Raw genomic sequence first — 26,578 nt, forward strand, 5'->3', positions numbered from 1 at the left:
GATGGTGCAAATACAATGATTATAAAAAAACGTAAATTACTTATTGTGTTATTTTCTGTTCTATTTGTCATCTCTATTTTTATCCTGATTCCTTATCAAAGATGCTTAGTTTTTCAGTTTCAAAACAGTGGGCAAGTGATCGCCTATATGCCAATCTCATCTAGTGAAAGTTTTCGTATAAAGTACACCCATTCTATCCATTTATCCGATGTCGTTGAAAGTTATAAGTTAACAAAAGATGGAGAAATAAAACTATACGAAATGGAGTATGAAGATTTTTCTATCGGGATGCCTTCCCATGCATCAGACGGTGAACGATTTGAGCAAATAGATGGAAAATATTATTTGAAAAATATGAATCAGGTCTTTCCTTCATTTGATTTAAGAGTAGGAAAAGTGCGTGCGGATCACACACTCATTTTTAAGGGAAAAGAGTATCCTTTAAGCCATTCTATTGAACCAGGGACCTGGACGCGAATAAAGATCGAAAAAATTAATTTATGGCAGCAATGGAAAGGAGTGAACATCATTGAGTAAACGATATGAAACCTTATCAGAGGAGGAACAACAGGAATTACTACAAAAATATGATCCAGAGGCTGGCACGAGAAAGTTAATCGGGATCGTCGGATGGATTGCTTTTTTTGGTTTGTTAGCCTTTTCGCTTTTTCAAGTATATACTTCCGTGTTTGGTGTGCTTACTGCACAGCTTCAGCGTTCCATCCATTTAGGTTTTGCCTTAGCACTCATTTTTTTACTTTTTCCAGCGAGAAAAAAGGACCGTGGTAAAAAGCATCGTGTTGCTTGGTATGACTTAATTTTTGCAGCGGCTTCTGTAGTAGTGGGAGGGTATTGGCCACTATTAATCGATCAGCTAGTTAATCGTGTGGGGCGCTTAACCGATACGGATTTCCTCATCGGATTACTCGCGATTGTTTTGGTATTAGAAGCTACTCGTCGTACAGTTGGATTACCAATTATGATAATCGCGATTCTGTTTATCATTTATGCTTTATTTGGTCCTTACATGCCAGGCAGTCTAGCTCATCGCGGATTAGATCTTGATCGGCTTGTTCAAACGATGTTTTATACAACGGAAGGAATTTTGGGAACACCACTTGGGGTGTCGTCCACGTTTATCTTCCTATTTTTACTCTTCGGCTCTTTTTTAATTAAAACAGGAGTTGGGGAATATTTTAATGATTTAGCGATTTTGGTTGCAGGGAGGCGAGTAGGGGGACCTGCGAAGGTTGCTATTTTCTCCAGTGCCTTACAAGGAACGATCAGCGGGAGTTCTGTGGCAAATGTAGTTACCTCAGGAGCCTTTACGATTCCAATGATGAAAAATTTAGGGTATCGGAAAGAGTTTGCTGGAGCGGTGGAGGCATCCTCATCAACAGGTGGACAATTAATGCCGCCGATTATGGGGGCAGCTGCATTTTTGATGGCAGAGTTTATTGGCATCCCTTATGCGGAAATTGCTTTAGCAGCAGCTATTCCTGCGATTCTCTACTTTTCTGGGGTTTGGATCGTTACCCATTTTGAAGCGAAGAAAACAGGGTTGCGTGGATTAAGTAAAGAAGAAATGCCTGATCGTCATGTAATTATGAAAAAACTCTATTTGTTAATCCCAATTCTTGCGATTATTCTCCTCTTAATGACAGGAATGAGTATCATGCTCGCGGCACTTTATTCGATCGTTATTTCGATCGTCGTGAGCGCATTTAGTAAAGAAACGAGGATGAGTTTTAAGGATATTATTGATGCATTAGTTGATGGAGCCAAAACGGCATTAGGGGTAGCGGCCGCAACTGCTTGTGCAGGGATTATTGTTGGCGTCGTGACGAAAACAGGACTTGGTTTAAAGTTGGCCAATGGATTGTTAGATATTGCTGACGGGGCCTTACTGCCTACTCTATTTTTAACCATGATTGCGTCTTTAATTCTTGGAATGGGGTCACCGACGACGGCTAATTATGTTATTACTTCAACAATTGCCGCACCGGCAATCATCATGCTTGGAGTGCCAGATTTATCGGCGCACTTGTTTGTCTTTTATTTTGGAATTATTGCTGATATTACACCGCCTGTAGCCCTTGCTGCCTTTTCTGCAGCCGCTATATCCGGAGGGGAGCCAATAAAAACTGGGTTTGACTCGACGAAATTAGCAATAGCAGCCTTTATTATTCCGTACATGTTTGTGTTCTCACCAGAGTTATTATTAATTGACACTACTTGGTATTATGTCATCTGGATGTTCTTGACAGCTATGTTTGGCATGGTCGCTGTTGGAGCAGGCGTCGTTGGTTATTGGTACAGAAAGATTTCGTGGATAGAACGAATTCTTGCCGTTGTTTCAGGATTATTGTTAATTTACCCAGAAGGATTTTCTGATTTAATCGGACTCGTCATCTTTGCGGGGTTAATTGCTTATCAATTTATAGTTAAAAATCATAATCATCCGAAGCCACAGGTGTCGGGATAAACTTAGTCATGGTAACTTTTTTGGTTGCCATGGCTTTTTTGTTTTGTTGAGTCTATGTAAATGTCAGTAACAAATATTAGACTCTTTTACATTTGCGGAGTAAACTATATATGAATTATTATTTTTGATTTTTCAATATTTTTATCTTTTTGACTATATAACCTGCGTAAACGTAATTAGTTTTTGAGGGGCGATTACATGAGAAGCTATCTCATATTAGGAATGAGTTTGTTATTTTTAATCCAATATTTTGTCGGGGAGCAATGGCTTCAATATGTTGTTGTTGTATTTGCCTTGTTAGCTTTTCTCGGAAGTATAACCAAAGCGGATCCCTTTCCACGAATCATTGGGCTCCTCATGATGACGTTTGGATTTGTTATTGAGTTAAGCAAAGGAACTGGAATGAAGGGGATTAGTGAGGGAATTTTCCTTATTTTGCCTTTGCTTTGCCTATTGACCCTCGTCCCACTTTTATCTATTCCATTAAAGCTGGGAGGGCACTTTGAATCCATTTCCATTTTGTTAAGAAAGTTTTTAAATCAGCCTAAAAAGTTATATGCTGGGATTACTGGAATTTTATTTGTCTTAGGTCCGATTTTAAATTTAGGTTCGGTACGAATCATTCATGACTTTCTGGAAGAATTGAAGCTACCATCAGCAATGTCAGCTAGAAGTTATGTGGTGGGATTTTCAACAGCGATGCTATGGTCACCTTATTTTGCCTCTGTGACATTGGTATTGCATTATCAAAATGTTGCATACAGTGACTATTTCTTCTATGGAATTGGGTTATCAATTTTATCCCTTATTTTGGGAAATGTTTTATTTGCCTTTTGGGCTAAGAAAAACACCTTAAATGTTGAAGTGACGGAATCCTCAATCCCTTTTACTAATAATCACAGAAGAAATCTTTACAAACTCATCCTATTTGTGATTTTATTAATTTCGGCATGCTTAGCGATCGAAAAAGTGACTCAATGGTCGATGGTGGTTATCGTTTGTTTACTGTCAATCATGGTTCCCCTATTAATGGGAGCTTTTGCACAAGATTGGAAAGAGTTATTGCCGCCACTCATTGATTTTAAGGATCATACGGTGCCATTGATGAACAATGAAATCATGCTCTTTATGAGTGCCGGAATGTTAGCGTATGCCTTAAAAGGCACGAGTATTATGAACGGGGTTAGCTCATTTCTTACAGTTTTATCACGGCAGTCGTTCATTTTATTTGCCATTGCAATTGTTCTAATTGTTTTTTGTATTACCTTTATCGGGATCCATCAAATTGCTGCGATTGGTGTTTTGGCAATGCAATTAGATCCTAGTGAGTTAGGTATTAGCAACTTGGCGTTAGCCTTAACCTTATTGTTAACTTGGACAACAACAACCGCATTAAGTCCTTTCTCTGGGTTGAACTTAATGGTAAGTCGATTTAGCTCTATATCAGGAAATAAACTTGGTCTTCGTATAAACGGACCTCATCTGTTGGCCGTAGTCTTTATAGGGATCGCGTTAATTGCATTTATTAAATAAAACATCTGTAATGGATGTTTTATTGTGGACTAAACATACTAATTAGAGAAAAAAGGGGGGAACAAAGTGAAGCAATCCGAGCACAGAGCCAATGAAGCAAATTTAAAGTTAGACGAAATCATGAATCCTGATAACAATATTTCAACAAATGAAAGTCAGTCTGTTACAGATACCAATTTAGAACTTCAAAATGCTTTCTATGGTGATAGGTCACAAGATGATGTTGTACCAACTTATGTAACAACTGAAACAGCTGCCATTAAGATTCGAGGCGAAGAGAAATAACTAAAACCGGTCAAATATGACCGGTTTTTCCTTTAAACTATCCCATCGGTTTTATCCCTTTTGTCTTTATTTCTCTTATTACCTTTGCTGTTATCACCACTAACGGGAGCTTTTCCGTGTAACTCAGGTGCATTTTGATTTTTACTGCCTTTGTTATATTTCTTCGTCATAATAAACATGCTCCTTTCTTGTTTTCAAATTAACTAAAATCTTTTTGCTTATTACTTTCGCGATAACTTTATCAGACTTGACGGTCAGTAAGACCCCGCCTCTAGATTCTGAGTACAATAAAAGGGATCAACTGCTTGTAAAGCTCCGAAATAATGAACATAGACTAAACGCCTACGGCAAAGTCTGCGTGACCAGCATACTGTGGCCGCGGGCTTTCCATCAGTGGGGGATGAAAGACCCCCCACTGATGAAGTTTCACTTTATTCTTCTTCCTCTTCGTCTGTGTTGAGGGTGATCTTTTTACAGCCAATATAAAGACAAGAATAGACTTCGATCCCCGGCTTTGCCTTCGATAGGCCTTTTATATAAGGGGTTACAATATCTTTAAAGTCAGCCCCAACTTCCTCATCTTCCAATATTCCATACACATACATCTTTTTTTCATCAAATAAAAATGCAACATTTCCAAGCGCCTTGTCTTTTGAATCAACGATATTTAAGACGTGAAATTCTGGTGTAATGACCTCGGGTGAAAAATAAACAGGCATTGGGAATCCTCTCTCCTTCTAAGTAAGTTGTAATTTATCAAATAACGTATCTTTTTTCTTATTGGGCTCGGGTGATTTTTCCTTTTTGCCTACCTGAATTAGGAAGATACAAAGGATTCCAACAAAAAGCGTTAAACCGGCTGTTGATAGAAACATTCCTGGTCGAGACCAATTCATAAGAGCGCTGTATACCGGTGGTCCAATTGCAACCCCTAAAAATCGAACAGAGCCGTACAAAGAAGTAACAAACCCACGTTGGTCCGTAGATACAGAGCCAGTAATAAAACTATTTATACAAGGCAAAGCAAGACCTGTCCCTATTGAGCTAATGACTAGAATGGAGAAAAAAGGAATTAATCCTTTAACAAGGATTAACGATGCAAATGAGATAGACATTAAAAATAACCCGAAAACAATTAATTTCTTCATGCGTTTCATCTTTTTTCCAATATTACTACCGGTTATATATGAAGTTGTCGTCATAAATAATAGTGGAATCGCTAAAATTGCTCCTTTTAAAACTCCGTCAATAGCATAGTCCACCTCGAGAATATCCGAAATATAAAATAAAATCCCAAATAAAGTAAAAAGGCAGGTTGCTCCAGCTAAATAGGCAACAAGCAGCCATCGTCCTTCTGTTTTAAAGACAGAAACGAGCCCTTTAACATATTCCCCTAGAGGTGTGCTTTCTTTGTTGGACTTTTTTTCCTTAATAAAGAATATGGCTAGCAGTATAGAGACTAAACAAAAAATTGGGAAAGCAAAAAACACTGCATACCAGACAAGAAGGGCAAGTAACGATCCAATAATTGGGCTCACCACTTTTCCGAATCCATTAGATGCTTCTACAAGACCCAATACTTTACTTTGTTCTCCTCCTTTGAATAAATCACCTGTTAAAGCCATAGCCATGGAGGTTGTTCCTGCAGCCCCAATCCCTTGCATGATTCGGCCAGCAAGAATCCAAGTATAAGCACTGTCAAACCATGCGGCTGCAGCCCCAGCTAAGATTCCGCCACATCCATACAAAATAAGAGCTGGAATCACGATTGCTTTTCGAGAAAATCGATCTGATAGATACCCTAAGATTGGAATCATGATCGCAGCACTAATGGAAAAAACGGAAATCAGTAAGCTAGTCTGAAATTGAGTAATGCCTAATTCGCTTTTCATTTTTGGCAAAATTGGGATTAACATGGAGTTTCCTAGTACAAGAATAAGCGGAATTGATCCAATTGCGGCTATGGTCATGCCTTTATTTTTTTGCTTTGGCACTGATGACACCTCTGATCCTTTTTAATCTAAAAATGATAAAAGTGAAAATCCTATCGATGGAAGTTTCATTATATTGTTTGATGGGGGTTCGACGATTATTCATAAACAATTTTTCAAATTTTTTTGGTTTCTGATCCAAAATCTACACAATCACCCAATTCTTGAATAATCTATTTTAGGGTATGTAGAGGAGGGTAATTGATGGATTTTTTAGTATTGCCAAAAAGGATAACAGGGACAAGGGAATATGGTCTCACTTCAATTATTGATTTAGGAATTTCTGTTGGAGAGTTAAGAAGTATTTTACATGATTATCATACATTTATAGATATTGCCAAATTAGGAATTGGCTCAGCTTATATTACGCCGAATCTAAAAGAAAAAATCCAATTATATCAGGAATATGGTATTAAAACTTACTGTGGTGGTACTTTGTTTGAAAAATCATACATGCAAAACAAAGTGGAAGAATATTTACGATGGTTAAAAACGCTAGGGTTCCAATGGGTAGAAATTTCAAACGGTACATTCCCTATTTCGTTAGAAGAACGATGTGAAATTATCTCTAAGGTTAAACAAGATTTTAATGTTTTAGCTGAAGTAGGATCAAAGGATACAGAATCTGAGATGTCTCTTTCTCAATGGAAAAATGAGATGTGCCAATTATTTGAAGCTGGAAGCAAATATGTGATTACAGAAGGAAGAGATTCAGGGACATCAGGAATTTATCAAAAAAATGGAAGCATTAAGAAGAATTTAATTCGAGAACTCTTAAATGGATTGGACGTAAATAAAATTATCTTTGAAGCACCAACGTCTCAACAACAAATGTATTTTATTAATGAAATAGGAGCAAATGTGAATTTAGGAAATGTCAAAATTCAAGATGTGTTACAATTAGAAGTTCAGCGTTACGGTTTAAGAAGTGAGACACTATATTTGGAGGAAGATGGATGCAAATTACCTTTATAAGACATCTCCCAACAGAATGGAATGCCAAGACTTGGTTACAAGGACGGCAAGATATTGATATTATTCCTGTGAATAAAGAAGTCCAAAGGAAAATTAATAATAATAAACAACAATTAGAAAAGCTAGCTCCTTTCGAGTTAATATTAGCTAGTACATTAAAGAGAACTCATCAAACGGCAGAACAATATGGATTAGAAGTATTGACTGAGCCATTGTTAGATGAGTTGAATTTTGGACCTTATGAAGGACGACCGAAGGCGGAACTAATCAATGACAAGGGTGAAGACTGGCTCGAACATCCGAAAGATTTAATTCTGGGGGAAAGTTTAGTTCACTTTGAAAACCGGATTCTTAAGTTTTTGGAGAAATATAAAGACAGCCATCAAATACTTGTGTTTGGTCACGGATCATGGATTCGAGCATGTATTTCTATTGTACAGGACGGCAATATTAATGGAATGAATCAACTAGTAGTTGAAAATAATGAATGTATAACATTGAATATTGATACGCATGCCATACTATAAAGAAGAGGCACACTCCATAATAAAAATGGTGGGTGCCTCTTGTTTTAACGATCAGGATCTTTTGGGTTCAGTATTCGTGGACGCCTGTTTTTCAAAGGGATCGGAGCGCGAATGAGTACATCACGAAATGAACGGAAGTTAAACGGAATGAACGGCCATAGATAAGGGACACCGAAAGATTCCATTCTGGATAGGAAAATAATGAATAAAGCAGTACCAATCACATATCCAGGGGTATGGAAGATTGCGGTTAGTATCAATAAGAAAATTCTTACAAGTCGGTTTGCAAGCCCGAGTTCATAACTTGGTGTTGCAAATGTCCCGATGGCTGCAAGGGCGAAATACAAGATGACTTCATTCGTAAACAAACCAACTTCAACCGCGATTTGCCCAATCATTAGAGCGGCAACTAGCCCGAGAGCTGTGGCTAAAGATGTTGGTGTGTGAATCGCAGCCATTCGCAGCATATCAAGACCCATTTCTATTAGTAGGAACTGGAGAATTAGAGGGATCGTACCCTCTTTATTTGGACCAATGAATTCCAAACCCGCTGGTAATAGTTGTGGATCTATTACGAATAAATACCATAGCGGTAATAAAAAGATCGATGCAAAGACAGCTAAATATCGGACAAAACGTAAGTAAGCACCTGAAATCGGATTGTTTCGATATTCCTCAGCATGCGACAAATGGTGCCAATAGGTCACAGGTGTAATCATAGCAGAAGGTGAGCCATCTACAAAAATAATGACATGCCCTTCAAAAAGATGAGTGGCAGCTGTATCAGGTCTTTCCGTAAACCGAACGACAGGAAAAGGATTCCAATAACTACCTGAAATATATTCTTCAATCGTTTTATCGGCCATCGGAAGACCATCTGTATCAATTTTTGAGATTGTATCTTCTAAATTTTTGACCATACTTTCGTCGGCAATATCCTCTAAATAACAAAGCACAACATCTGTTTTGGACCTGCGCCCAACTTGCATAAACTTCATTCGTAAAGAGCGGTCTCGAACCCTTCTCCTTGTTAAAGCCGTATTAAACACAATTGTTTCAACGAAACCATCTCGAGAACCACGAACAACTCTTTCTGTATCTGGCTCTTCAGGACCTCGAACCGGATATGTCCGAGCGTCAATTAAAATAGCTTCATCGATTCCATCAATGATGAGCGCAGTAGGTCCAGCTAAAACCCCACTAACGACTTCGCTTAAGTCATCTGTTGTGCTAATTTCGATATAAGGAATATAAGTTCTAAGAAGTTTTTTTAGTAAATCCTTTTCGAGCTCTTCCTTTTTTACCTTGGCTAAAAATTTCATTAGTAGATGGAGAAGATCGTCTTTTACTAATCCATCTACTAAAAACATTGCCATCTTATGTTCTGCATACTCCACATCTAAATGGATAATATCAAAACTCTTTCCGACTCCGAGTTCTTCACGTAAATAGTCGACGTTATCTTCAATATTATTCTTAACGAGTATTTTTTTCTCTTTTTTCTGTTCCATAATTCACCTTCACCATATATCCATTATTTTCATTAGGCTATCCCCATAATAGACACAAGGAGGAAAAAACATACATTAAAGGAAATTGTTTTCTTTTTTAGAGGGTGAGGTGAAGGAAGAGGGAGAATCAATAATAAATAGGTTGTCTGTATAATGGGTAAAAACCAAACAGACAACCTTATCGTTTTCTCCAACTAGGAGATAAAAAGTTATATTTATGAAATTTAAATTTATGAATTAGATCAATTATATTTGTTGAGATAAATTGGCAAATAACCGCATAGGCCACAATTTTATAATCAATGACAACGGAAGTTAACAAAAATATAAATAGATTGATAACCATCATAACTTGTCCTGGTCGCCAGTTTCGATAAGAGGAAATCATTAGGGCTGGAATCACCATGCCCCCACTTGAAGCTCCTTTTCGAATAAGTAGACCGACACCGATTCCGAAACCAAGGCCGCCAATTAATAGCTCTATAAGGATATGAAAATGAAAATGTGGGATCAAAGGTGTGATAATACTGACTGTTGTGGAAGTAACGGCTACAGAAAATAAAGTTCTAAATGTCCATGTAAAACCAAAATAATTGAGAGCAAATACTAAAAAGACGGCATTTGCGATCCACAGGGCAAAACCGAGTGGCAAATGAAAGAAATGATTCATTAGAATGGCTAGTCCTGCTCCTCCGCCAGATGGGATAGAATGTGGGAATAGAAATAATGACATTGACATGCCTTGTAAAATCGCACCAAAAATTAAGAAGAAATATGTTTCAAGAATTTTCATAGATGGCTATAACCTTTTCCACATAAGTCAGATCCCCCTTAAAAAGCTTTCTATCCCTTGTCCATTTTATGTTAGAGGCGAGGGCAATATGACCGGTGGATTTTATAAATGATAATAGTTAAAAAAAGTTCTTGAAAATAATTTATTAACCTGTTGACAAAGTGTTTAAAGTATACTATATTAGTATTTGTCTGATACAAGATAATATTAAATTTGATTTTGTGATTCGGGCGGGAGAACGATCCCTTGACAGGGAATACAATAGAATCTTAATATGGGGCATTAGCTCAGCGGGAGAGCACTTGGTCGACAACCAAGGGGTCACTGGTTCGATCCCAGTATGCCCCATCCATATTTTGATCTTTAGTAAAAAGAGACTATTTAAAAGTAATACTTTTAAATAGTCTCTTTTTTTATTTGCTCAATAAAGAAAAACAGTTATAATCTCTTTAGCAGTATAATAAAGTTCGACATCAATTGAAAAGCGACACTCGCTACAAAGGAGAAATTATAAATGGTGCTTCAAAAAAATAAAAAAGTCACCTTAACTATTTTATTAGGCAATTTATTTCTTGCCTTTTTAGGAATCGGTCTTGTAATTCCGGTTATGCCGACGCTCATGCATGAACTTCATATTAGCGGTTCGACTATGGGGTACTTAGTTGCCATGTTTGCGTTATTTCAATTAATTGTTTCTCCGTTGGCTGGTAAATGGGTGGATCAATATGGTCGTAAAATCATTATCATTATTGGGTTAATCATTTTTGGGATATCCGAATTTATTTTTGGAGTCGGTGAAAGTGTTCCTGTTTTATTCTTTTCTCGAGCTCTAGGTGGAATTAGTGCGGCATTTATTATGCCAGCGGTAACGGCCTTTCTTGCTGATATTACAACGAGAAATGAAAGATCAAAAGCTCTTGGTTATATGTCTGCGGCCATTAATACTGGATTTATTATTGGTCCAGGGATTGGCGGTTTTTTAGCTGAAGTCCATACACGGCTTCCTTTTTTTGTAGCCGCGATCCTCGGGGTTGTAGGCGCGATCCTTTCTTTTCTGTTATTAAAAGAGCCGGAAAGAGTTCAACACAAAGAAACCCAACTATCCAAGCGTTTGGAGAAAAAGGATACAGTTAAAAAGGTTTTTCAACCCTTATATTTCATTCCTTTTATCTTAATTTTGATTTCGAGTTTTGGGCTCGCTGCTTTTGAATCTCTAGTTAGTTTATTTGTCGATGTAAAATTTGCATTTACTCCAAAAGATATTGCCATTGTTGTTATGGGGGGTGGCCTGTTTGGTGCTATTGCCCAATTGTTTTTATTTGATCGAATGGCTAGGAAATTTGGAGAAATCTCAGTTGTCCTTTATTGTCTTATTTTATCTTCAGCCCTCACTTTTATTATGACAATGGTTCAATCGTATTGGGGCGTTGTTTTAGCGACGTTTATTTTGTTTGTGGGATTTGATTTATTTCGACCGGCGATTACAACCTATTTATCAAAAATTGCCGGTAATGAGCAGGGGTTTGTCGGTGGAATGAATTCGATGTTTACTAGTATAGGAAATATTTTCGGTCCCATTTTAGGTGGAGCTTTATTTGATATAAATGTGAATTATCCCTATTATTTTGCTACAGCGGTCCTAGTTTTAGGAATCTTTATCGCACTTTATTGGAAAAAAAGGTCCACAACCAACCCGTTCAATGTAAGTATAAATGAAGCATAAATAACTTTCTGGAAGTGCCTAGCATTCGCTTGTTATATAAGGTGATGCTAGGCATTTTTTGTCCAGAAAAACTCTTTTTTTGATCTAATTAAAACTTTTACTAACTTTTTAAAACTATGTTTTTCTATTAGTTATTAAGATAGAGTGATGGATAAAAATATTAGCAGGATAAAGGGCAAATAAGTAAAAAAACAGAAAGCCTTAATTCATAAATGGAGGTTTCACTTTATTTTAATTAAAACGAATTGGCAATATAAAGGAAAATGGTTGATGATAAGAGAATTAATAGTAGGAGACTTTATAAAATAGGAGGTTAGTGAAGATGAGATTGATTCAATTTAAATTAGAGGATGAAATTCGCTTAGGGATTAAAACAGAAAAAGGTGTGATCGATGTTAAACAAGCAGCAACCTTATTGTCAATAAACGCACCTTCTAGAATCGAGGAAGTCATTGCAGAAGGGGAAAAGGCTCTTTTACAATTAAAAGAATTAGCAGCGAAAGAGGTTTCATATCTATCGGAAGATGAAATCATTTATGCTCCATGTTTAACACAGCCTGAAAAAATTATTTGTGTTGGTTTAAACTATGTGGATCATGCGAGAGAATCCAATATGGAGATTCCGAGTTCACCTGTTTTATTTAGTAAATTTAACAATGCTTTGTCAGCTCATAATCAAACGATCGCACTTCCTAAAAATGCAGAAAAGTTTGATTATGAAGCGGAATTAGTGATTGTCATTGGAAAAGAAGCAGTGAATGTTTCAAAAGAAGAAGCATTGTCTTATGTTTTTGGTTATACAGTCGGGAATGACTTATCTGCCCGTGATTTGCAGTTCCGTACAGGACAGTGGTTACTCGGAAAAACATGTGACGAATTTGCACCAATTGGCCCAGAGTTGGTGACGGCTGATGAACTAGATCCTACAAATTTGGATATTCAATGCAGAGTCAATGGAGAAATACGTCAATCTGCGAACACAAGTGATATGATTTTCGATTGTGCAACGATTATTAGTTATTTATCCCAACATCTTACGTTAAAGCCGGGTGATATCATTTTCTCAGGCACACCTGATGGAGTGATTTTAGGTAATCCAGAAGATCAACAGGTTTGGCTGAAATCAGGGGATGAGGTTCAAGTTTATATTGAAGAGATCGGTACTTTAGTGAATGTTTTAGAATAAACACAATGAAAAAGCTGTCTTTTGAAAAGTCTTATAAGACAGCTTTTATATTTTAGAGGATTTTTCTACTGGCTTACAATAGTCATTATTTATTAATATTAGTCACGTTTAAATATTTTCAGCCTTCACGACGATGATTTTTTCACTTAATAGGGAAGACACTAGGTGTTTTGCAAACTCTAAAGCGTGTTGACCATCTCCATGTATACAGATGGTGTCCGCATTTATGGGTATATCTATGCCTTGTTGAGAATAGACTTTCCCCTCTTTAATCATCGTAATGACCTGGTGTACAGCTTCCTCTAGTTTGTTTATTAATGCATTTGAATTTGTTCTTGGAGTCAATGTGCCATCCTTTTGATAAGTGCGATCCGCAAACACTTCATTGGCACAACGCAAACCAACTTCTTCGCCAGCTTTAATGAGTTCACTTCCAGCTAAACCAAAGAGAATGAGTTCTGGATCAATATGATAGACGGCCTTTGCAATGGAAAGTGACAATTGATAATCTTTAGCGGCCATATTATATAAGGCACCGTGAGGTTTAACGTGCTGAAGTTTTCCCCCATCTGCTTTAACAAAGCCAGATAAAGCACCTATTTGATAAAGAACAAGGTCATACGCTTCATCTGGTGTAATCTGCATATTCCTCCTGCCAAACCCTGCAAGATCCGGTAATCCAGGGTGGGCGCCGATGGCCACATTTTTTTCTAAAGCCATCCTAACTGTTTTTCTCATAGTAGTTGGATCTCCTGCATGGAAACCACAAGCAATATTAGCAGAAGTAATAAAATTTAAGATCTCCTCGTCGTTTCCTAGTTGGTAGGTGCCAAAGCTTTCGCCCATATCACAGTTTAAATCGATTTTGTACATATTTAAGCTTCCTCTCGATACTTTTGTATAATTCCTTGTTTGATGGATCGAAGGTTTTGCTCCCTATTTAAATAGAGGAGCTGTGAGTCTTGATGACTAATTTCTAAAAAGGACAAAGAATCACCCGGTTTAGTTTGAGCAATTAAAGGTAGATCGACAGTTGCAACTTCCCCAATAATCGGGTATCCACCCGTTGTTTGTCGATCAGCCATGAGGATAATTGGATTGCCCTCAGACGGAACTTGAATACTTCCAAATGTAACTGCTGCTGAAATCATTTCTTGTAGTTTATCTAATTTTAATAAAGGCCCAAGTAAGCGATAGCCCATTCGATCAGAATTGGGCGTGATCGAAAAGGGTTGGTGAAATAATTGGTATTGAGATTCTTTAGTAAAAAAATGATAATCACGCCCTTTGACGATTCGAATGACTGGATGAGAGCTGAAATTAGGAATGTATTTAGTTGAAATGGACCATTTTGCTTCAATGAAGGCCCGGTTTAGTAAGTTTTGACGCGCATATTCCATAAATGGAATCACATGTTGTTTCGGTGGATAAATAGATAGTTGATCCCCCGCTTTTAAGGGTCTTCCTTTAAAACCTCCAATATTAGCACGAAGGTAGGTTGAAGTACTTCCCAACACCTCTGGAACGACAAAACCTCCTCCGATTGCTAAATAAGCTCTGCAGCCTGTCTGTGCTTTAGAAAACGTTAATTCAGTCCCTTTTTTAACAAAAATCGCCTTCCAAAGCGGAATGAGAGTTTGGTCAATCATCGGAGATAGATCTCCTCCTGTAATAGCAATTAATGAATCATGTTCAAATCGAATATGAGGTCCTTGTATCGTCATTTCTAGAACAGGTTGATTTTCTTCATTTCCAACTAACAAGTTTGCTAGTCTTAGTGAGATAGAATCCATGGCTCCGCTCGTAATCACACCGTATTTTTGATACCCGTATCGACCTATGTCCTGTATGGTTGTTAGAAACCCTTGCTTAAGAATAGTAATCATACTTGCAGCTTATCCTCCCATTGGTGAAATTCCTCTTTACTTATCGATTTAAAGATGATTTGATCTCCCGCTTTTAATAGGCACGGTGGATCTTCCATTGGGCGGAATAGTTGAAGAGGTGTATTCCCAATAATTTGCCAACCGCCAGGAGTTTCGAGGGGATAAATGCCTGTTTGGTTGCCGGCAATTCCAACAGATCCTGCGGGAATGGCTAGTCTTGGCGATGACTTTCTAGGTGTCGCTAATTCCTTGGGTAATCCTCCAAGATAGGGAAAACCTGGTGCAAAACCAATCATATAGACTTGATAACGTGTAGATGTATGAATCCGAATAACCTCTTCAACAGATAGATGATTCCTACTTGCAACAATTTCAATATCGGGCCCCCATTCACCGCCATAGCAAACAGGTACCTCAATGATGCTAGGTGTTACTCTTGCATATGATTGTAATAGGTTTAGCATCTTACTAACCTGTTTTTTTACATAATCAAATGGCAGTGTATGTGGACTATGATGCAAAAGTATGGTTTTCGGGTCATAATAAATGGTAACCGTTGTAAAAGCAGGTACATATTCAATCATCCATTGAAAAGGCTGTTCTTCTAGGTAGGTAGAAATAACTTGAACATGTGAAAAGGTCTCAGTATTGATTTCTTGGCCTAGTTCTATAATAATTCCATGATCACTTAATGGTGTTAAATGATAATTCATAAAACCCCTCCATTTTCACTATTATAATCATACTGAAAATTCCGCTATAGATAAAGCGATGAAAGCTTGCCACGTCATAACAGGCAGTAAGACCCCAAACTTAAGGCTTGGAGTATAATGAATAACGGTAGGATAGGAGATAACTGCCTGTAATGCCCTGATTGGTTCAACTAACCATCAGTGGAAACCCCCACTGATAGAAGTTTCACTTTATGTTGGATTTTATCGGTTAATCACATGTATAATTGAATACATACGAATTAAAACAACAAGATTAATGTTGACATAAAGGAGTATAATAGATTTACTCCCCCCTTATTATGGGATGAGCATGGATTAAATGGATGAATCATGAAGGATATAATTTTTAGGAGAGAATAAATTTTTATGAAAAAAAGAGTCGTAATAACTGGTATTGGAGCGTTAACTCCATTAGGAAATAACACTGAGTCAACGTGGGAAAACATTAAAAAAGGGGTTTCAGGAATCGGAATTGCTGAGTCCCTTGATTTAGATAAAGTAGATGTGAAGTTGGCTGGAGAGGTAAAGGGCTTTAAACCTGAAGAATATCTTGACCGTAAAGAAGCGCGAAGAATGGGACGGTTTAGCCAATTAGCGGTTGCTGCTAGTAAAATGGCAGTTGCCGATGCAGGCCTGCAAATTGGTGAAAATATCCCCCCTGAACGAGTAGGGGTTTGGATTGGTTCAGGAATTGGTGGATTAGGAGAATTTGAAGAGCAGCATAAGAAGTTTTTAGAAAAAGGGCAGAGAAGGGTTAACCCTTTTACGATTCCAATGCTTATACCAGATATGGCTGCTGGAAGAGTATCCATTGAGCTGGGAGCAAAGGGAATTAACAACGCTTCTGTGACGGCATGTGCGTCAGGGGCTAACTCTATTGGCGATGCATTCCGTGCAATTCAATATGGGAATGCCGATGCAATTATTGCGGGAGGTGCGGAAGCAACGATTACAGAAATGACCATCGCAGGATTTTCGAATATGACGGCTCTTTCTACAAATCCTGATCCCGAAACTGCATGTCGTCCTTTTGATAAGAATCGAGACGGATTTGTGATTGCTGAAGGTTCTGGAATTTTAATCTTGGAAGAATTAGAACATGCGAAGGCCCGTGGTGCTAAGATTTACGGTGAAATAATTGGTTACGGAGCAACAGGTGATGCTTATCATATTACTTCTCCGGCACCAGATGGTGATGGCGCTGCACGTGCAATGCAAGAGGCATTAACAGATGCTGGAATTGATCCAACCGAAGTCGATTACATTAATGCCCACGGCACATCCACTCCATTAAATGATTTATATGAAACAATGGCGATTAAAACGGTTTTCAAAGAACATGCTTATCAATTAGCGGTAAGTTCAACCAAATCAATGACTGGCCATATGTTAGGTGCAGCGGGAGCCGTTGAGGCGATCTTTTCGATCCTAACAATTCGAGATTCGATGATCCCTCCAACGATTCATTATGAAACACTTGATGAAGAATTGGATTTGGATTATGTACCGAATGTAGCAAAAGAGAAACAAGTCAATGTTGTCGTTTCGAATTCATTAGGATTTGGCGGACATAATGCGACATTGGTGTTTAGAAGATTTTCTGAGTGAGTTTTTATAAAAAAATAAACAAGAATGAAGAGAAAACAAGGTTTACGTTATTGTAATCCTTGTTTTCTTTTTTTAAAAAAAAATAAGGAAGTATTTTTCCGAAATTTCATGAATTAGAAAGTTGTTTTTTTGAATGAAGTATAATAAAATAACCAATAAAACATATTAATTTAATGGGAATTGGTTAGGTTGGAAAAGGGGGGGCATGGTATGTCTAACAATATGATTGAAGTAACGAATGTAGATAAGAAATATATAAATGGAAAAGAGTCCAATCATGTACTTGATCAGGTTTCTTTTCATGTTAAAAAAGGCGAAATCGTTACGCTGTTGGGAAAAAGTGGATGTGGAAAAAGTACTTTATTAAATATGGTAGGCGGCTTTGAAAAGGCAGATGTTGGAAGTGTTATGCTTGATGGCCAAGAGGTGACACGCCCGACGAGGAAATGTATAATGCTGTTTCAGCAAATCAACCTTCTTCCATGGCGAACTGTATTAAAGAATGTGGAACTGGGACTTGAAGGAGAAAAAATGGGGGAAGAAGAAAAAAATAAACGTGTCATGGATGCGTTAAAGCTTGTGTCTCTTGAAGAACATCTTCACAAATTTCCGCATGAATTGTCTGGTGGAATGCAGCAGCGTGTCTCGATCGCAAGGGCTTTAGCCATGCAACCAGATGTGATTTTGATGGATGAACCCTTTGCGGCGCTAGATACTTTTAATCGCTACCTTTTGCAGGATGAGCTTTTGCGAATCCAGGAAAAGATGAAGACGACGATTTTAATTGTAACCCATGATATTGATGAAGCGGTCTATCTGTCTGACAGAATCCTAATTATGAGTTCTCATCCAGGGAGAATTTTTAAAGACATTTCTATTAAGCTAGCCAAACCTAGAGATAGGGCTGGGGAAGATTATCATTATTACCGAAAAAGAATATTACAAGATTTCGAGTTAAGCGGAAATCGTCAAGAACCTGAATATACGATATAAGGGGAAATGAAAGTTGGGGGAAAAGAGAGCAAGGTTGCTTATATTATTGATTATTTTTGTGATGACAATAGCGGCATGTGGGCAGCCTGTACACCAAACGGCAGAAAAGCCAACCGTTAAAATCGGTTACCTTCCTATTACTCATGCAGGGCCACTGTACCTGGATGCCCATGTTTATGGGGGTCAATTTGAGGATTATCAAATTGAGATGGTTAAATTTAACTCATGGCCGGATTTAATGGATGCCTTAAATACAGGAAGAATTGATGGTGCTTCTGTTTTGATTCAACTTGCCATGAAGGCAGTAGAAAAAGGAATTGATTTAAAAGCCGTAGCACTTGGTCATAAAGATGGAAATGTATTAATTTCATCACAAGAGATTGATCATGCTAGAGAATTAAAGGGAGAGACATTTGCAATTCCTCATAAATTTTCAACTCATAATTTATTATTATATGAAACATTGAAAAAAGAGGGTTTAACTTATAAGGATGTAAATGTGGTCGAAATGCCACCTGCAGAAATGCCTGCTGGTTTAGCGGCCGGGCAAATTAGTGGGTTTGTGGTGGCCGAACCATTTGGTGCGTTAGCAGTTAAACTCGACAAAGGACATGTTCTCCATCATTCAGATGATATTTGGCCTAATTCCTATTGTTGTGTTCTTATATTAAGAAATGATTTTATTCAAAATCATCAACAGGCTACACAATCCATGGTCACGCAATATGTTAAATCAGGTGAGATTGCGAATCAAAAAGGCGAGGAATTATATGCTTCATATGATCAATTTATGAATGTGGAGAAAGAGGTCTTGGATTTATCTCTTGAATGGATTTCTTTTGATGGATTGCGAATTGAAAAGCCAGAATACGAAAAGTTACGTGACCTTGTCATTGAGATGGGGTTAATGGAGAACCCTCCAGAGTATGAGGAGTTTGTAGATAATACATTTATAGATAAAGCGATGTGAGTATGTTGAAGATAGGAAACAAGTTGTTAAATTTTTTCATTGGTATGATCATTCTCGTAATCATTTGGCAAATTGTAATATGGGTAGGTAACTATCCGGAAGCGCTTCTTCCGTCTCCCTATAGTGTTGGGAAGGCAATTCTCACTTTGGTTGTAGAAGGAACTCTGTTTGAACATTTAAAGGTGAGTCTAGGTAGATTTGTTGCCGGCTACTTTTCAGCGATTATTCCGGCCATTCTTTTAGGAATGGTTTTGGCTAGGCTTCCATTAGTATGGCAAGTGATTGATCCGATCGTACAAGTGTTAAGACCAGTATCGCCAGTAGCTTGGTCCCCTTTTATCGTTTTGTGGTTCGGGATTGGCAATATGCCCGCGATTGTGATTATTTTTATAGCTTCCTTTTTTCCAGTTTTATTAACTACCGTTGCAGGTGTCAATAAAATTGATCGTTCTTACCTGAAAATAGCGGAGAACCTTGAAATAAAGAAACTGCCGTTTATGTATAAATTTATTTTTCCAGCCGCCTTTCCATCGATTGTAAGTGGTTTAAGGCTAGCGGTAGGAACGGCTTGGATTTTTCTTGTTGCTGGAGAGATGGTTGGGGCTCAGTCAGGCCTTGGATTTTTAATTGTTGATGCTAGAAATACGTTAAATCTCGATTACGTCCTGGCTGGTATTATTTTTATCGGTGTCAGTGGATTTATATTGGATCGTTTAATTGGAATATTTGAAAGATGGGTTGGAAAGCATTGGGGAATGGTAAAATCAACCTAAAAAAGCTGGAGGTTATTGATCTCCAGCTTTTTCTAATACTTCTATTGGAACCACTTCAATGTGTTCGACAAGCTCACCTGTTTTTTTATTATAGTAGGCAATTTCCACTTCGTCACCTGTTTCGCTATCGATTAACTTTTTATAACATTTTTGCAAGTTCCTACTTCCCCATAGGACCAAGGTATTAAAAACATGTTCTAATTCTTGTCCGCTTTTTGTTAATGTATATCGATAACGGGGAGGATGTTCAGAATAAAGATCTGTTTTAATCACCCCTTCTTCTTCTAAATAACGCAGTCGCTCAGATAGGAGATTAGAAGAAATTCCAGGAAGTGCTTTTTTTATTTCGTTAAATTGATGATTTCCGTTCATTATTTCATGGACAACTAATAAGGTCCAGCGATCGCCAATAATATTGAGGGATTGCGCAATATTGCATGGCAAATTATACGTTGATTTCATACGTTTCGTCCTTTCAGTGTTTTCCCCATTTTACCATAAAAAAATAAAAGTAAATAAATTGAGTTGATTTTTTGAACTGAGTATAATAAAATAACCTTAATTAATAAATTAATAATATCATATAAAGCGAGGGAATCTCATGTCATTATATTTAATCGAATCATCATTAAAAGAAGTGGTTTCAACAAAAGAAGAATTCGACGCTAAGGTTTCTGCACTTCAGTCAAAATTAAATGAAAATAATTCAGGTTTAATTGAAGTTCAAGCAGCAAAAGACTTTTCACGTGTTTTCTTTATTGTTGAGGGTGAAGATCAAAACACGGCTTCTGAGACAGTAAAAGGGGCAGGAGTACCAGTTGAATTAGTTAAAGAAGTTCGTCTTGTTGGTAAAGAGTTAGACGAAGTGAAGAAAAATAATGATGGAGTAAACTACTTAGTTGAGTGGAATATCCCATCTGAAATTACAATGGATCAATACTTAGCTCGTAAACAGAAAAACTCAGTTCATTATGCGGAAGTTCCAGAGGTAGCTTTCTCTAGAACTTATGTATGTGAAGATATGACAAAATGCCTTTGCTTCTATGATGCTCCAGACGAAGCAGCTGTTAAACGTGCACGTGAAGCAGTTCAAACACCAATCGATTCCATTACAGAATTAGCTGGTGAGTAATTCAATAATCGTTAAAAGAGACTAAATCAAAAGAGTTTAGTCTCTTTTTTTACACTTTTTTAAAAAGTTTAAATTGTAGTTGATATTTTATACAAAGTATAATAAAATAACTCATAACCAAGTAAACGAATTGGATTAACTAAAATAATGAGATTAAATAACTTATAGAATAATGATCTGTTAATATCATAGACGAATGGGGAAAAAGGGAGTGGGGAGCGGTGAGTGTAGTGACTGAAAATCGAACAGCTGTACTTCAAACAATTATTGAAAAGGAATTAAAGCCCTATGTTAGAAAAATTGATACAGAAGCTTTCTATGCGGAGAGCTATTTAAGAAAACTAGGGGAGGAAGGCTTTTTTTCTTCTGAAAATAAATCTGTAACACAATATATTGTGAATGAAATGGAACTCGTTGGGGAAACAGCTAAAGTATGTATGACTACTGCATTTTGCGTATGGTGTCATCTCGCTGCTTTAACTTATGTACGGAATACAAAAAATGCTGGATTGAAAAATAAATTATTGCCTTCATTAGAAAAGGGAGAAATCTTAGCTGGAACAGGTTTATCTAATCCAATGAAATACTATGCTGGATTTGAGAAGCTACACTTAAGTGCAAAGCCAACCGATGGGGGATATATCGTTTCAGGTGTTTTACCATCTGTGTCAAATTTGGGTGAAGATCATTGGTTTGGTTTTGTTGCGGGAATCAATGAAACGGAGCAAATTATGTGTATTGTACCTTGTAATGCCGAGGGGTTAAAGCTAAAGGAAAGAGTCGATTATCTTGGCCTGAATGGAAGTGCGACTTATGCATGTTCCTTTACAGATGTATTTATATCGAATGAATGGGTAGTTTCTGAAGATGCAAAAGGTTTTATCGAAGAAATCCGACCGGCATTTTTATCTTATCAAATCCCACTTGGCCTTGGTGTGACTCAAGCTTCTGTTACGTCCATTGAAAAGGTTTGTCAAAGACAAAATGGCTGTAATCAATATTTAACTAAGCAACCTGAAGATTTAAAAGAAAAGGAGCAACTTATTCAGAAAAAATTAGATTCCATCTATAGTAGTGACCGTTTGAACTGGAAAGACATTGCGGCTGTTAAACTTGAAACATCCTATTTAACACTTGATGCGGCCCAAGCAAGCATGCTTCATAATGGAAGTGCAGGATATATACAAGATAGTCCACCATCAAGAAGACTTCGTGAAGCTTATTTCTTTGCTAACTTGACGCCGACAATTAAACACCTAGAGAAAATTTTAAATGGATAAGAACACTAACTGAGATCCTAGAATCGTACTGGGATCTTTTTTGTTGACAAAACGGAAGGAAATATGATAATTAAATTCATGTTGGTTAGCACTCGTGTTGAGAGAGTGCTAATGATTTGGTATACTAATCATGCTAAATAAGAAAGGAGAAACGATATGGAAAAGAAACAATTCCAAGCAGAATCAAAAAGATTGTTAGATCTGATGATTAACTCTATTTATACGCACAAGGAAGTATTTTTAAGGGAATTAATCTCCAACGCAAGTGATGCGATTGATAAAATCTATTATAAAGCATTAACTGATGACAATTTACAATTTAATCAAGATGATTATTACATAAAGGTCATTCCGAATAAAGATGATCGGACATTACGAATAATCGACACAGGTATCGGAATGACGAAAGAAGAGCTGGAAAACAATCTAGGAACGATTGCCAAAAGTGGTTCTCTTGCTTTTAAAAACGAAAATGAAATCAAGGATGGCTATGATATCATTGGTCAGTTCGGAGTCGGATTTTATGCGGCCTTTATGGTGGCGGATAATGTGACAGTAATCAGTAAGGCGCTAGGTAGTGATGAAGCTCATAAATGGGAATCCGAAGGTGCGGAAGGGTATACAATTGAGCAAGCGGAAAAGGTTTCCGTCGGTACTGAAATTATTTTAAAAATAAAAGAAAACACTGAAGACGAAAATTATGAAGAGTTTTTAGAAGAATACCGATTAAGGTCGATCATTAAAAAGTATTCTGACTTTATTCGTTATCCAATTAAAATGGATGTAACGAAAAGCAGACCAAAAGAAGATAATGAAAATGAATTTGAACAGTATAGCGAAGAAGAAACCATTAATAGCATGGTTCCAATTTGGAAGAAAAATAAAAATGAACTTACAGACGAGGATTATGAAAAGTTCTATCAAGAAAAACGCTATGGTTTTGATAAACCATTAAAACATATTCATACGAGTGTTGATGGGGCGATTCGCTATCATGCAATTCTTTACATTCCTGAAAATATGCCATTTGATTATTATTCTAAGGAATATGAAAAAGGATTGGAGCTATATTCAAATGGTGTACTCATCATGGAAAAATGTGCAGATCTTTTACCGGACTACTTTAGTTTTGTTAAAGGATTAGTAGACTCGGAAGATTTATCGCTAAATATTTCCAGAGAAATGCTTCAGCATGACCGTCAATTACAACGAATTGCTAAAAATATTAATAAAAAAATTAAGAGCGAATTACAAAGTTTGTTGAAAAATGAACGTGAAAAATATGAGAAGTTTTATGATGTCTTTGGCAGACAATTAAAATATGGTGTCTATAGTGACTTTGGACAACATAAAGATGTGTTACAAGATTTATTAATGTTCTATTCTTCTAAAGAGAAAAAACTTGTCACATTAGATGAATATGTATCGAGAATGCCGGAAGAGCAAAAGTATATTTATTATGCAACAGGTGAGTCAAATGAGCGGATTGATAAATTACCGCAAACGGAATTAGTAGCAGATAAAGGGTATGAAATTTTATACTTTACAGATGAAATTGATGAATTTGCGATTAAAATGCTGATGTCCTATAAAGAGAAAGAATTTAAATCAGTCTCTAGCGGTGACCTTGGCATTGAGGCGGAAGATGAAAAGGAAGCAGAAGAGGAAAATAAGGAAAATAAAGAACTTTTCGAAGCGATGAATGACATTTTAGCTGGAAAAGTAAAAGATGTACGTATATCTAAACGACTTAAAAATCATCCAGTCTGTTTAACTGCTGATGGAGAGATTTCGATTGAAATGGAAAAAGTGTTAAATGCAATGCCGAATAATCAAGAGGTTAAGGCCGATAAAGTCTTAGAAATCAATGCTAATCATGAAGTATTCCAAGCGTTGAAACAGGCACATGATGCTGATAAAGACAAATTAAGTTTATTTACGAACCTTCTTTACAACCAAGCATTGCTGATTGAAGGATTGCCACTACAAGATCCTGTAGAGTTTACGAATGATATTTGTAAGGTGATGACTTCTTAAAAAGTTCTAAGGGCTAATTGGTGAGTTACTTATAACTCATCAGTTGGCCTTTTTTTAGTAGAGCAAAAAAATAGTGATTTCACTAATGATATGTTAATGTATGGAAAGAAAATAACCGTTGAAATGAAGGAGTGTTCATCATGACTGTTAAACAGTTACATAGCATTGAAGAACTGCATGAATTTGTGGGACAACCCGGCAAGCAATTCTTATTTAAGCATAGTACTACATGCCCGATTAGCGCGAAAGCATTTGAGGAGTTTAAAGGATTTCTGAGTGAAAATCCTACTTCGTCAGCAATCGTTCATGTTATAGAGGATCGACCTGTATCCAATCAAATTGCTGAAGAATTTGGAATTAAGCACGAATCACCACAAATTTTCTTAATTGAAAATGGGGAAGTACTATGGAACACCTCGCACTGGAAAATTAAAAAGGACGCGATTAAGGAGGCTTTAGCCAATGAGTAATCCGGTAATCGTTTATTCAACAGCAGATTGTGTAGAATGCGACATGGTTAAAAAGATGCTAACTGAAGAAGGGATTCCTTTTGAAGTCCGCGATGTACTAAAGAACGAAGAGTATCAAGAAGAAGTAGAAAAGTTTGGCTTTCTAGGTGTACCTGTTACAGTTGTAGGAGAACGCGCAGTTAAAGGGTTTAATCCTGAAGTGATCGAATTCATTCAGTCTTTAAAAAAATAGGGAACACGCCTGGCTATGTCTGGGCGTGTTTTTTTTATGTAATAAATAGTTTATGAAGTTTTTTTCATAAACTATTAATAAAAACCTCTAAATTCATAGTAAACTAAAAGGGAGATACATGCATAATAAATATTTTCAATTTTTAAAAATATGCGTCTGATCCTGGAGGAGTTACGATGAAAAAAATGACAGCATCTGAACGAGGCTGGGCTTTCTACGATTGGGCAAATTCGGCCTATACGCTGATTGTAGTAACAGCCATTTTGCCATTATATTTTAAAGCTTCAGCAGCAGAAGCTGGAATCGATGCAGCAACATCAACCGCGTTTTGGGGTTATGCGAATTCATTTTCCACTTTGATTGTATCCATTTTAGCACCAATATTAGGAACGATTGCAGATTTCAAGGGCTTTAAAAAGAGGTTTTTCATTATTTTTGCCGCTTTAGGAATTGTTTTTACACTCTTGCTTGCTGTCGTACCAAGCGGTCAATGGATGACATTGCTGATTTGTTTTGTTATTACGTCGATTGGCTTTACAGGTGCGAATATTTTCTATGATGCGTTTCTTGTTGATGTAACCTCAGAGGAGCGGATGGAGAAAATTTCTGCAAATGGCTTTGCTTTAGGGTATGTAGGAAGTATTATCCCCTTTGTTATCTCGATTGGACTAATCATGACATCTCAATTAAACATCCTTCCATTATCTGTATCAATTGCAAGTCAAATTGCTTTTGTCATAACTGCTCTATGGTGGGGATTATTTACCATTCCAATGCTGAAAAACGTAGAGCAAAAGTATTATGTTGAGCGTGTTCCAAATCCAGTTTCAACTAGTTTTAAAAAGTTATATAAAACCTTTAAAAATATTAAAGAATATAAAACGATCTTTTTGTTCTTGCTTGCATATTTTTTCTATATTGATGGTGTCCACACAGTAATTAATATGTCGACGGCCTTTGGTACAGATTTAGGAATTTCATCTACGACTTTATTAATTGTTTTATTTGTGACACAAGTAATCGCCGCGCCATTTACCATTTTATTTGGAAAGCTAGCGGGTAAATTTAATGAAAAGACGATGATTATGATGGGGATCATTGTGTATATTATCGTATGCATTTATGCTTATTTTCTCGATTCTGCTTTGGATTTCTGGATTTTAGCGATGTTGGTTGGTTCTTCACAAGGTGGAATTCAAGCGATGAGCCGTTCTTATTTTGCAAAAATAGTCCCGAAAGAATCATCGAATGAATTTTTTGGATTTTACAGTGTGTTTGGAAAGTTTGCCGCCATCCTTGGTCCGTTGCTTGTCGGGGTGACAGCTCAGTTTACTGGAAGCACAAATAGCGGAGTATTTAGTCTAGTGGTTCTGTTTATTATTGGTGGCATCCTATTATTGCGAGTTCCAACTAACGAACGTTCTGTCTCAGCAGCAAAGTAATTTGTCTTTGGA

At 37.0% G+C, this 26,578-nt stretch carries 27 protein-coding genes and 1 tRNA gene; 19 read left to right on the plus strand and 9 right to left on the minus strand.

Annotation, left to right across the window (positions count from 1 at the left end; translation table 11 throughout):
• Positions 1-15: 15 nt before the first annotated feature.
• The 4 genes from R4Z10_RS05480 to R4Z10_RS05495 all read left to right on the plus strand — a co-directional run bounded on the left by R4Z10_RS05480 (position 16) and on the right by R4Z10_RS05495 (position 4,303).
• Positions 16-537: a DUF1850 domain-containing protein gene (locus tag R4Z10_RS05480; RefSeq protein WP_338472197.1), complete on the plus strand. Its 522-nt coding sequence runs from the start codon at positions 16-18 to the stop codon at positions 535-537.
• The gene (locus R4Z10_RS05485; RefSeq protein WP_338472198.1) at positions 530-2,485 is read left to right on the plus strand and encodes a TRAP transporter permease; all 1,956 of its coding nucleotides are present in this window, start codon (positions 530-532) and stop codon (positions 2,483-2,485) included. Before R4Z10_RS05480 ends, R4Z10_RS05485 begins: the two co-directional genes overlap by 8 nt.
• A gap of 198 nt (positions 2,486-2,683) precedes the next feature.
• Positions 2,684-4,018, plus strand: coding sequence for a hypothetical protein (locus tag R4Z10_RS05490; RefSeq protein WP_338472199.1), 1,335 nt, complete (start codon positions 2,684-2,686; stop codon positions 4,016-4,018).
• A gap of 66 nt (positions 4,019-4,084) precedes the next feature.
• Complete coding sequence (locus R4Z10_RS05495; RefSeq protein ID WP_338472200.1) at positions 4,085-4,303, plus strand: hypothetical protein; 219 nt, start codon at positions 4,085-4,087, stop codon at positions 4,301-4,303.
• Between the two features lie 32 nt (positions 4,304-4,335).
• Here the strand turns inward: R4Z10_RS05495 and R4Z10_RS05500 are convergent, their stop codons facing one another.
• The 3 genes from R4Z10_RS05500 to R4Z10_RS05510 form a co-directional block, all read right to left on the minus strand.
• Positions 4,336-4,473: a hypothetical protein gene (locus R4Z10_RS05500; protein WP_338472201.1), complete on the minus strand. Its 138-nt coding sequence runs from the start codon at positions 4,471-4,473 to the stop codon at positions 4,336-4,338.
• A 261-nt stretch (positions 4,474-4,734) separates the two neighbouring features.
• The gene (locus R4Z10_RS05505) at positions 4,735-5,022 is read right to left on the minus strand and encodes a hypothetical protein (protein WP_338472202.1); all 288 of its coding nucleotides are present in this window, start codon (positions 5,020-5,022) and stop codon (positions 4,735-4,737) included.
• 18 nt (positions 5,023-5,040) lie between these two features.
• Complete coding sequence (locus R4Z10_RS05510; RefSeq protein WP_338473168.1) at positions 5,041-6,273, minus strand: MFS transporter; 1,233 nt, start codon at positions 6,271-6,273, stop codon at positions 5,041-5,043.
• A gap of 225 nt (positions 6,274-6,498) precedes the next feature.
• Between R4Z10_RS05510 and R4Z10_RS05515 the strand changes: the two genes are divergently transcribed.
• Complete coding sequence (locus R4Z10_RS05515) at positions 6,499-7,269, plus strand: phosphosulfolactate synthase (protein WP_338472203.1); 771 nt, start codon at positions 6,499-6,501, stop codon at positions 7,267-7,269.
• Positions 7,251-7,796: a histidine phosphatase family protein gene (locus R4Z10_RS05520; protein ID WP_338472204.1), complete on the plus strand. Its 546-nt coding sequence runs from the start codon at positions 7,251-7,253 to the stop codon at positions 7,794-7,796. Before R4Z10_RS05515 ends, R4Z10_RS05520 begins: the two co-directional genes overlap by 19 nt.
• 44 nt (positions 7,797-7,840) lie before the next feature.
• On the opposite strand, the gene R4Z10_RS05525 is transcribed toward R4Z10_RS05520, so the two are convergent.
• Both R4Z10_RS05525 and R4Z10_RS05530 read right to left on the minus strand, forming a co-directional pair.
• Positions 7,841-9,307: a spore germination protein gene (locus R4Z10_RS05525; RefSeq protein ID WP_338472205.1), complete on the minus strand. Its 1,467-nt coding sequence runs from the start codon at positions 9,305-9,307 to the stop codon at positions 7,841-7,843.
• Positions 9,308-9,485: 178 nt separating this feature from the next.
• Positions 9,486-10,100 (minus strand): YitT family protein, encoded by a 615-nt coding sequence (locus R4Z10_RS05530; protein ID WP_338472206.1) that lies wholly within the window; start codon positions 10,098-10,100, stop codon positions 9,486-9,488.
• A gap of 276 nt (positions 10,101-10,376) precedes the next feature.
• Between R4Z10_RS05530 and R4Z10_RS05535 the strand changes: the two genes are divergently transcribed.
• From R4Z10_RS05535 to R4Z10_RS05545, 3 genes are all read left to right on the plus strand, one after another.
• Positions 10,377-10,448, plus strand: a tRNA-Val gene (locus tag R4Z10_RS05535).
• Positions 10,449-10,614: 166 nt separating this feature from the next.
• A complete protein-coding gene (gene norA / locus R4Z10_RS05540) occupies positions 10,615-11,823 on the plus strand; it encodes a multidrug efflux MFS transporter NorA (RefSeq protein ID WP_338472207.1) in 1,209 nt (402 codons plus the stop codon).
• A gap of 322 nt (positions 11,824-12,145) precedes the next feature.
• On the plus strand, positions 12,146-13,009 hold the full coding sequence (locus tag R4Z10_RS05545) for a fumarylacetoacetate hydrolase family protein (protein ID WP_338472208.1): 864 nt from the start codon (positions 12,146-12,148) through the stop codon (positions 13,007-13,009).
• A 108-nt stretch (positions 13,010-13,117) separates the two neighbouring features.
• On the opposite strand, the gene R4Z10_RS05550 is transcribed toward R4Z10_RS05545, so the two are convergent.
• The 3 genes from R4Z10_RS05550 to pxpB are packed head-to-tail and all read right to left on the minus strand — an operon-like array spanning position 13,118 to position 15,608.
• A complete protein-coding gene (locus R4Z10_RS05550) occupies positions 13,118-13,882 on the minus strand; it encodes a 5-oxoprolinase subunit PxpA (protein WP_338472209.1) in 765 nt (254 codons plus the stop codon).
• Positions 13,883-13,884: 2 nt separating this feature from the next.
• Complete coding sequence (locus tag R4Z10_RS05555) at positions 13,885-14,895, minus strand: biotin-dependent carboxyltransferase family protein (RefSeq protein WP_338472210.1); 1,011 nt, start codon at positions 14,893-14,895, stop codon at positions 13,885-13,887.
• Positions 14,892-15,608 (minus strand): 5-oxoprolinase subunit PxpB, encoded by a 717-nt coding sequence (gene pxpB / locus R4Z10_RS05560; RefSeq protein WP_338472211.1) that lies wholly within the window; start codon positions 15,606-15,608, stop codon positions 14,892-14,894. The genes R4Z10_RS05555 and pxpB overlap by 4 nt, the downstream gene beginning before the upstream one ends.
• Before the next feature lie 387 nt (positions 15,609-15,995).
• Between pxpB and fabF the strand changes: the two genes are divergently transcribed.
• From fabF to R4Z10_RS05580, 4 genes are all read left to right on the plus strand, one after another.
• On the plus strand, positions 15,996-17,237 hold the full coding sequence (gene fabF / locus R4Z10_RS05565; RefSeq protein ID WP_338472212.1) for a beta-ketoacyl-ACP synthase II: 1,242 nt from the start codon (positions 15,996-15,998) through the stop codon (positions 17,235-17,237).
• Positions 17,238-17,447: 210 nt separating this feature from the next.
• Complete coding sequence (locus R4Z10_RS05570; protein ID WP_338472213.1) at positions 17,448-18,230, plus strand: ABC transporter ATP-binding protein; 783 nt, start codon at positions 17,448-17,450, stop codon at positions 18,228-18,230.
• A 13-nt stretch (positions 18,231-18,243) separates the two neighbouring features.
• Positions 18,244-19,200 (plus strand): ABC transporter substrate-binding protein, encoded by a 957-nt coding sequence (locus tag R4Z10_RS05575; RefSeq protein ID WP_338472214.1) that lies wholly within the window; start codon positions 18,244-18,246, stop codon positions 19,198-19,200.
• Between the two features lie 2 nt (positions 19,201-19,202).
• Positions 19,203-19,973, plus strand: a complete 771-nt coding sequence (locus R4Z10_RS05580) for an ABC transporter permease (protein ID WP_338472215.1) — start codon at positions 19,203-19,205, stop codon at positions 19,971-19,973.
• Between the two features lie 12 nt (positions 19,974-19,985).
• On the opposite strand, the gene R4Z10_RS05585 is transcribed toward R4Z10_RS05580, so the two are convergent.
• A complete protein-coding gene (locus R4Z10_RS05585) occupies positions 19,986-20,435 on the minus strand; it encodes a helix-turn-helix domain-containing protein (RefSeq protein ID WP_338472216.1) in 450 nt (149 codons plus the stop codon).
• 139 nt (positions 20,436-20,574) lie between these two features.
• Here R4Z10_RS05585 and R4Z10_RS05590 point away from each other — a divergent pair, with 139 nt between their 5' ends.
• The 6 genes from R4Z10_RS05590 (at position 20,575) to R4Z10_RS05615 (ending at position 26,566) form a co-directional block, all read left to right on the plus strand.
• Positions 20,575-21,105 carry a DUF4242 domain-containing protein gene (locus tag R4Z10_RS05590; RefSeq protein WP_338472217.1) on the plus strand — a complete coding sequence of 177 codons (531 nt, stop codon included), beginning with the start codon at positions 20,575-20,577 and terminating at the stop codon, positions 21,103-21,105.
• Positions 21,106-21,335: 230 nt separating this feature from the next.
• The gene (locus R4Z10_RS05595; protein WP_338473169.1) at positions 21,336-22,385 is read left to right on the plus strand and encodes an acyl-CoA dehydrogenase family protein; all 1,050 of its coding nucleotides are present in this window, start codon (positions 21,336-21,338) and stop codon (positions 22,383-22,385) included.
• A 156-nt stretch (positions 22,386-22,541) separates the two neighbouring features.
• On the plus strand, positions 22,542-24,422 hold the full coding sequence (gene htpG, locus R4Z10_RS05600; protein WP_338472218.1) for a molecular chaperone HtpG: 1,881 nt from the start codon (positions 22,542-22,544) through the stop codon (positions 24,420-24,422).
• Positions 24,423-24,562: 140 nt separating this feature from the next.
• Entirely contained in the window at positions 24,563-24,892 is a 330-nt protein-coding gene (gene ytxJ / locus R4Z10_RS05605; protein WP_338472219.1) for a bacillithiol system redox-active protein YtxJ, read from the plus strand.
• Positions 24,885-25,124 (plus strand): glutaredoxin family protein, encoded by a 240-nt coding sequence (locus R4Z10_RS05610; protein WP_338472220.1) that lies wholly within the window; start codon positions 24,885-24,887, stop codon positions 25,122-25,124. The genes ytxJ and R4Z10_RS05610 overlap by 8 nt, the downstream gene beginning before the upstream one ends.
• 176 nt (positions 25,125-25,300) lie before the next feature.
• Positions 25,301-26,566 (plus strand): MFS transporter, encoded by a 1,266-nt coding sequence (locus tag R4Z10_RS05615; RefSeq protein WP_338472221.1) that lies wholly within the window; start codon positions 25,301-25,303, stop codon positions 26,564-26,566.
• Positions 26,567-26,578: the final 12 nt, after the last annotated feature.

This window comes from Niallia sp. XMNu-256 (assembly GCF_036670015.1).
Lineage (GTDB): Bacteria > Bacillota > Bacilli > Bacillales > Cytobacillaceae > Bacillus_BD.

What these genes read in the sequence shown, in the direction of transcription:
- fabF (WP_338472212.1), top strand. Translation starts at nt 15,996, where the DNA reads ATGAAAAAAAGAGTCGTAATAACTGGTATTGGAGCGTTAACTCCATTA.
- R4Z10_RS05590 (WP_338472217.1), top strand. Translation starts at nt 20,575, where the DNA reads ATGTCATTATATTTAATCGAATCATCATTAAAAGAAGTGGTTTCAACA.
- R4Z10_RS05550 (WP_338472209.1), bottom strand. Translation starts at nt 13,882, where the DNA reads ATGTACAAAATCGATTTAAACTGTGATATGGGCGAAAGCTTTGGCACC.
- R4Z10_RS05530 (WP_338472206.1), bottom strand. Translation starts at nt 10,100, where the DNA reads ATGAAAATTCTTGAAACATATTTCTTCTTAATTTTTGGTGCGATTTTA.
- R4Z10_RS05505 (WP_338472202.1), bottom strand. Translation starts at nt 5,022, where the DNA reads ATGCCTGTTTATTTTTCACCCGAGGTCATTACACCAGAATTTCACGTC.
- R4Z10_RS05555 (WP_338472210.1), bottom strand. Translation starts at nt 14,895, where the DNA reads ATGATTACTATTCTTAAGCAAGGGTTTCTAACAACCATACAGGACATA.
- ytxJ (WP_338472219.1), top strand. Translation starts at nt 24,563, where the DNA reads ATGACTGTTAAACAGTTACATAGCATTGAAGAACTGCATGAATTTGTG.
- R4Z10_RS05480 (WP_338472197.1), top strand. Translation starts at nt 16, where the DNA reads ATGATTATAAAAAAACGTAAATTACTTATTGTGTTATTTTCTGTTCTA.
- R4Z10_RS05585 (WP_338472216.1), bottom strand. Translation starts at nt 20,435, where the DNA reads ATGAAATCAACGTATAATTTGCCATGCAATATTGCGCAATCCCTCAAT.
- norA (WP_338472207.1), top strand. Translation starts at nt 10,615, where the DNA reads ATGGTGCTTCAAAAAAATAAAAAAGTCACCTTAACTATTTTATTAGGC.
- R4Z10_RS05580 (WP_338472215.1), top strand. Translation starts at nt 19,203, where the DNA reads ATGTTGAAGATAGGAAACAAGTTGTTAAATTTTTTCATTGGTATGATC.
- pxpB (WP_338472211.1), bottom strand. Translation starts at nt 15,608, where the DNA reads ATGAATTATCATTTAACACCATTAAGTGATCATGGAATTATTATAGAA.
- R4Z10_RS05515 (WP_338472203.1), top strand. Translation starts at nt 6,499, where the DNA reads ATGGATTTTTTAGTATTGCCAAAAAGGATAACAGGGACAAGGGAATAT.
- R4Z10_RS05490 (WP_338472199.1), top strand. Translation starts at nt 2,684, where the DNA reads ATGAGAAGCTATCTCATATTAGGAATGAGTTTGTTATTTTTAATCCAA.
- R4Z10_RS05525 (WP_338472205.1), bottom strand. Translation starts at nt 9,307, where the DNA reads ATGGAACAGAAAAAAGAGAAAAAAATACTCGTTAAGAATAATATTGAA.
- R4Z10_RS05510 (WP_338473168.1), bottom strand. Translation starts at nt 6,273, where the DNA reads ATGACCATAGCCGCAATTGGATCAATTCCGCTTATTCTTGTACTAGGA.
- R4Z10_RS05615 (WP_338472221.1), top strand. Translation starts at nt 25,301, where the DNA reads ATGAAAAAAATGACAGCATCTGAACGAGGCTGGGCTTTCTACGATTGG.
- R4Z10_RS05545 (WP_338472208.1), top strand. Translation starts at nt 12,146, where the DNA reads ATGAGATTGATTCAATTTAAATTAGAGGATGAAATTCGCTTAGGGATT.
- R4Z10_RS05500 (WP_338472201.1), bottom strand. Translation starts at nt 4,473, where the DNA reads ATGACGAAGAAATATAACAAAGGCAGTAAAAATCAAAATGCACCTGAG.
- R4Z10_RS05610 (WP_338472220.1), top strand. Translation starts at nt 24,885, where the DNA reads ATGAGTAATCCGGTAATCGTTTATTCAACAGCAGATTGTGTAGAATGC.
- htpG (WP_338472218.1), top strand. Translation starts at nt 22,542, where the DNA reads ATGGAAAAGAAACAATTCCAAGCAGAATCAAAAAGATTGTTAGATCTG.
- R4Z10_RS05520 (WP_338472204.1), top strand. Translation starts at nt 7,251, where the DNA reads ATGCAAATTACCTTTATAAGACATCTCCCAACAGAATGGAATGCCAAG.
- R4Z10_RS05570 (WP_338472213.1), top strand. Translation starts at nt 17,448, where the DNA reads ATGTCTAACAATATGATTGAAGTAACGAATGTAGATAAGAAATATATA.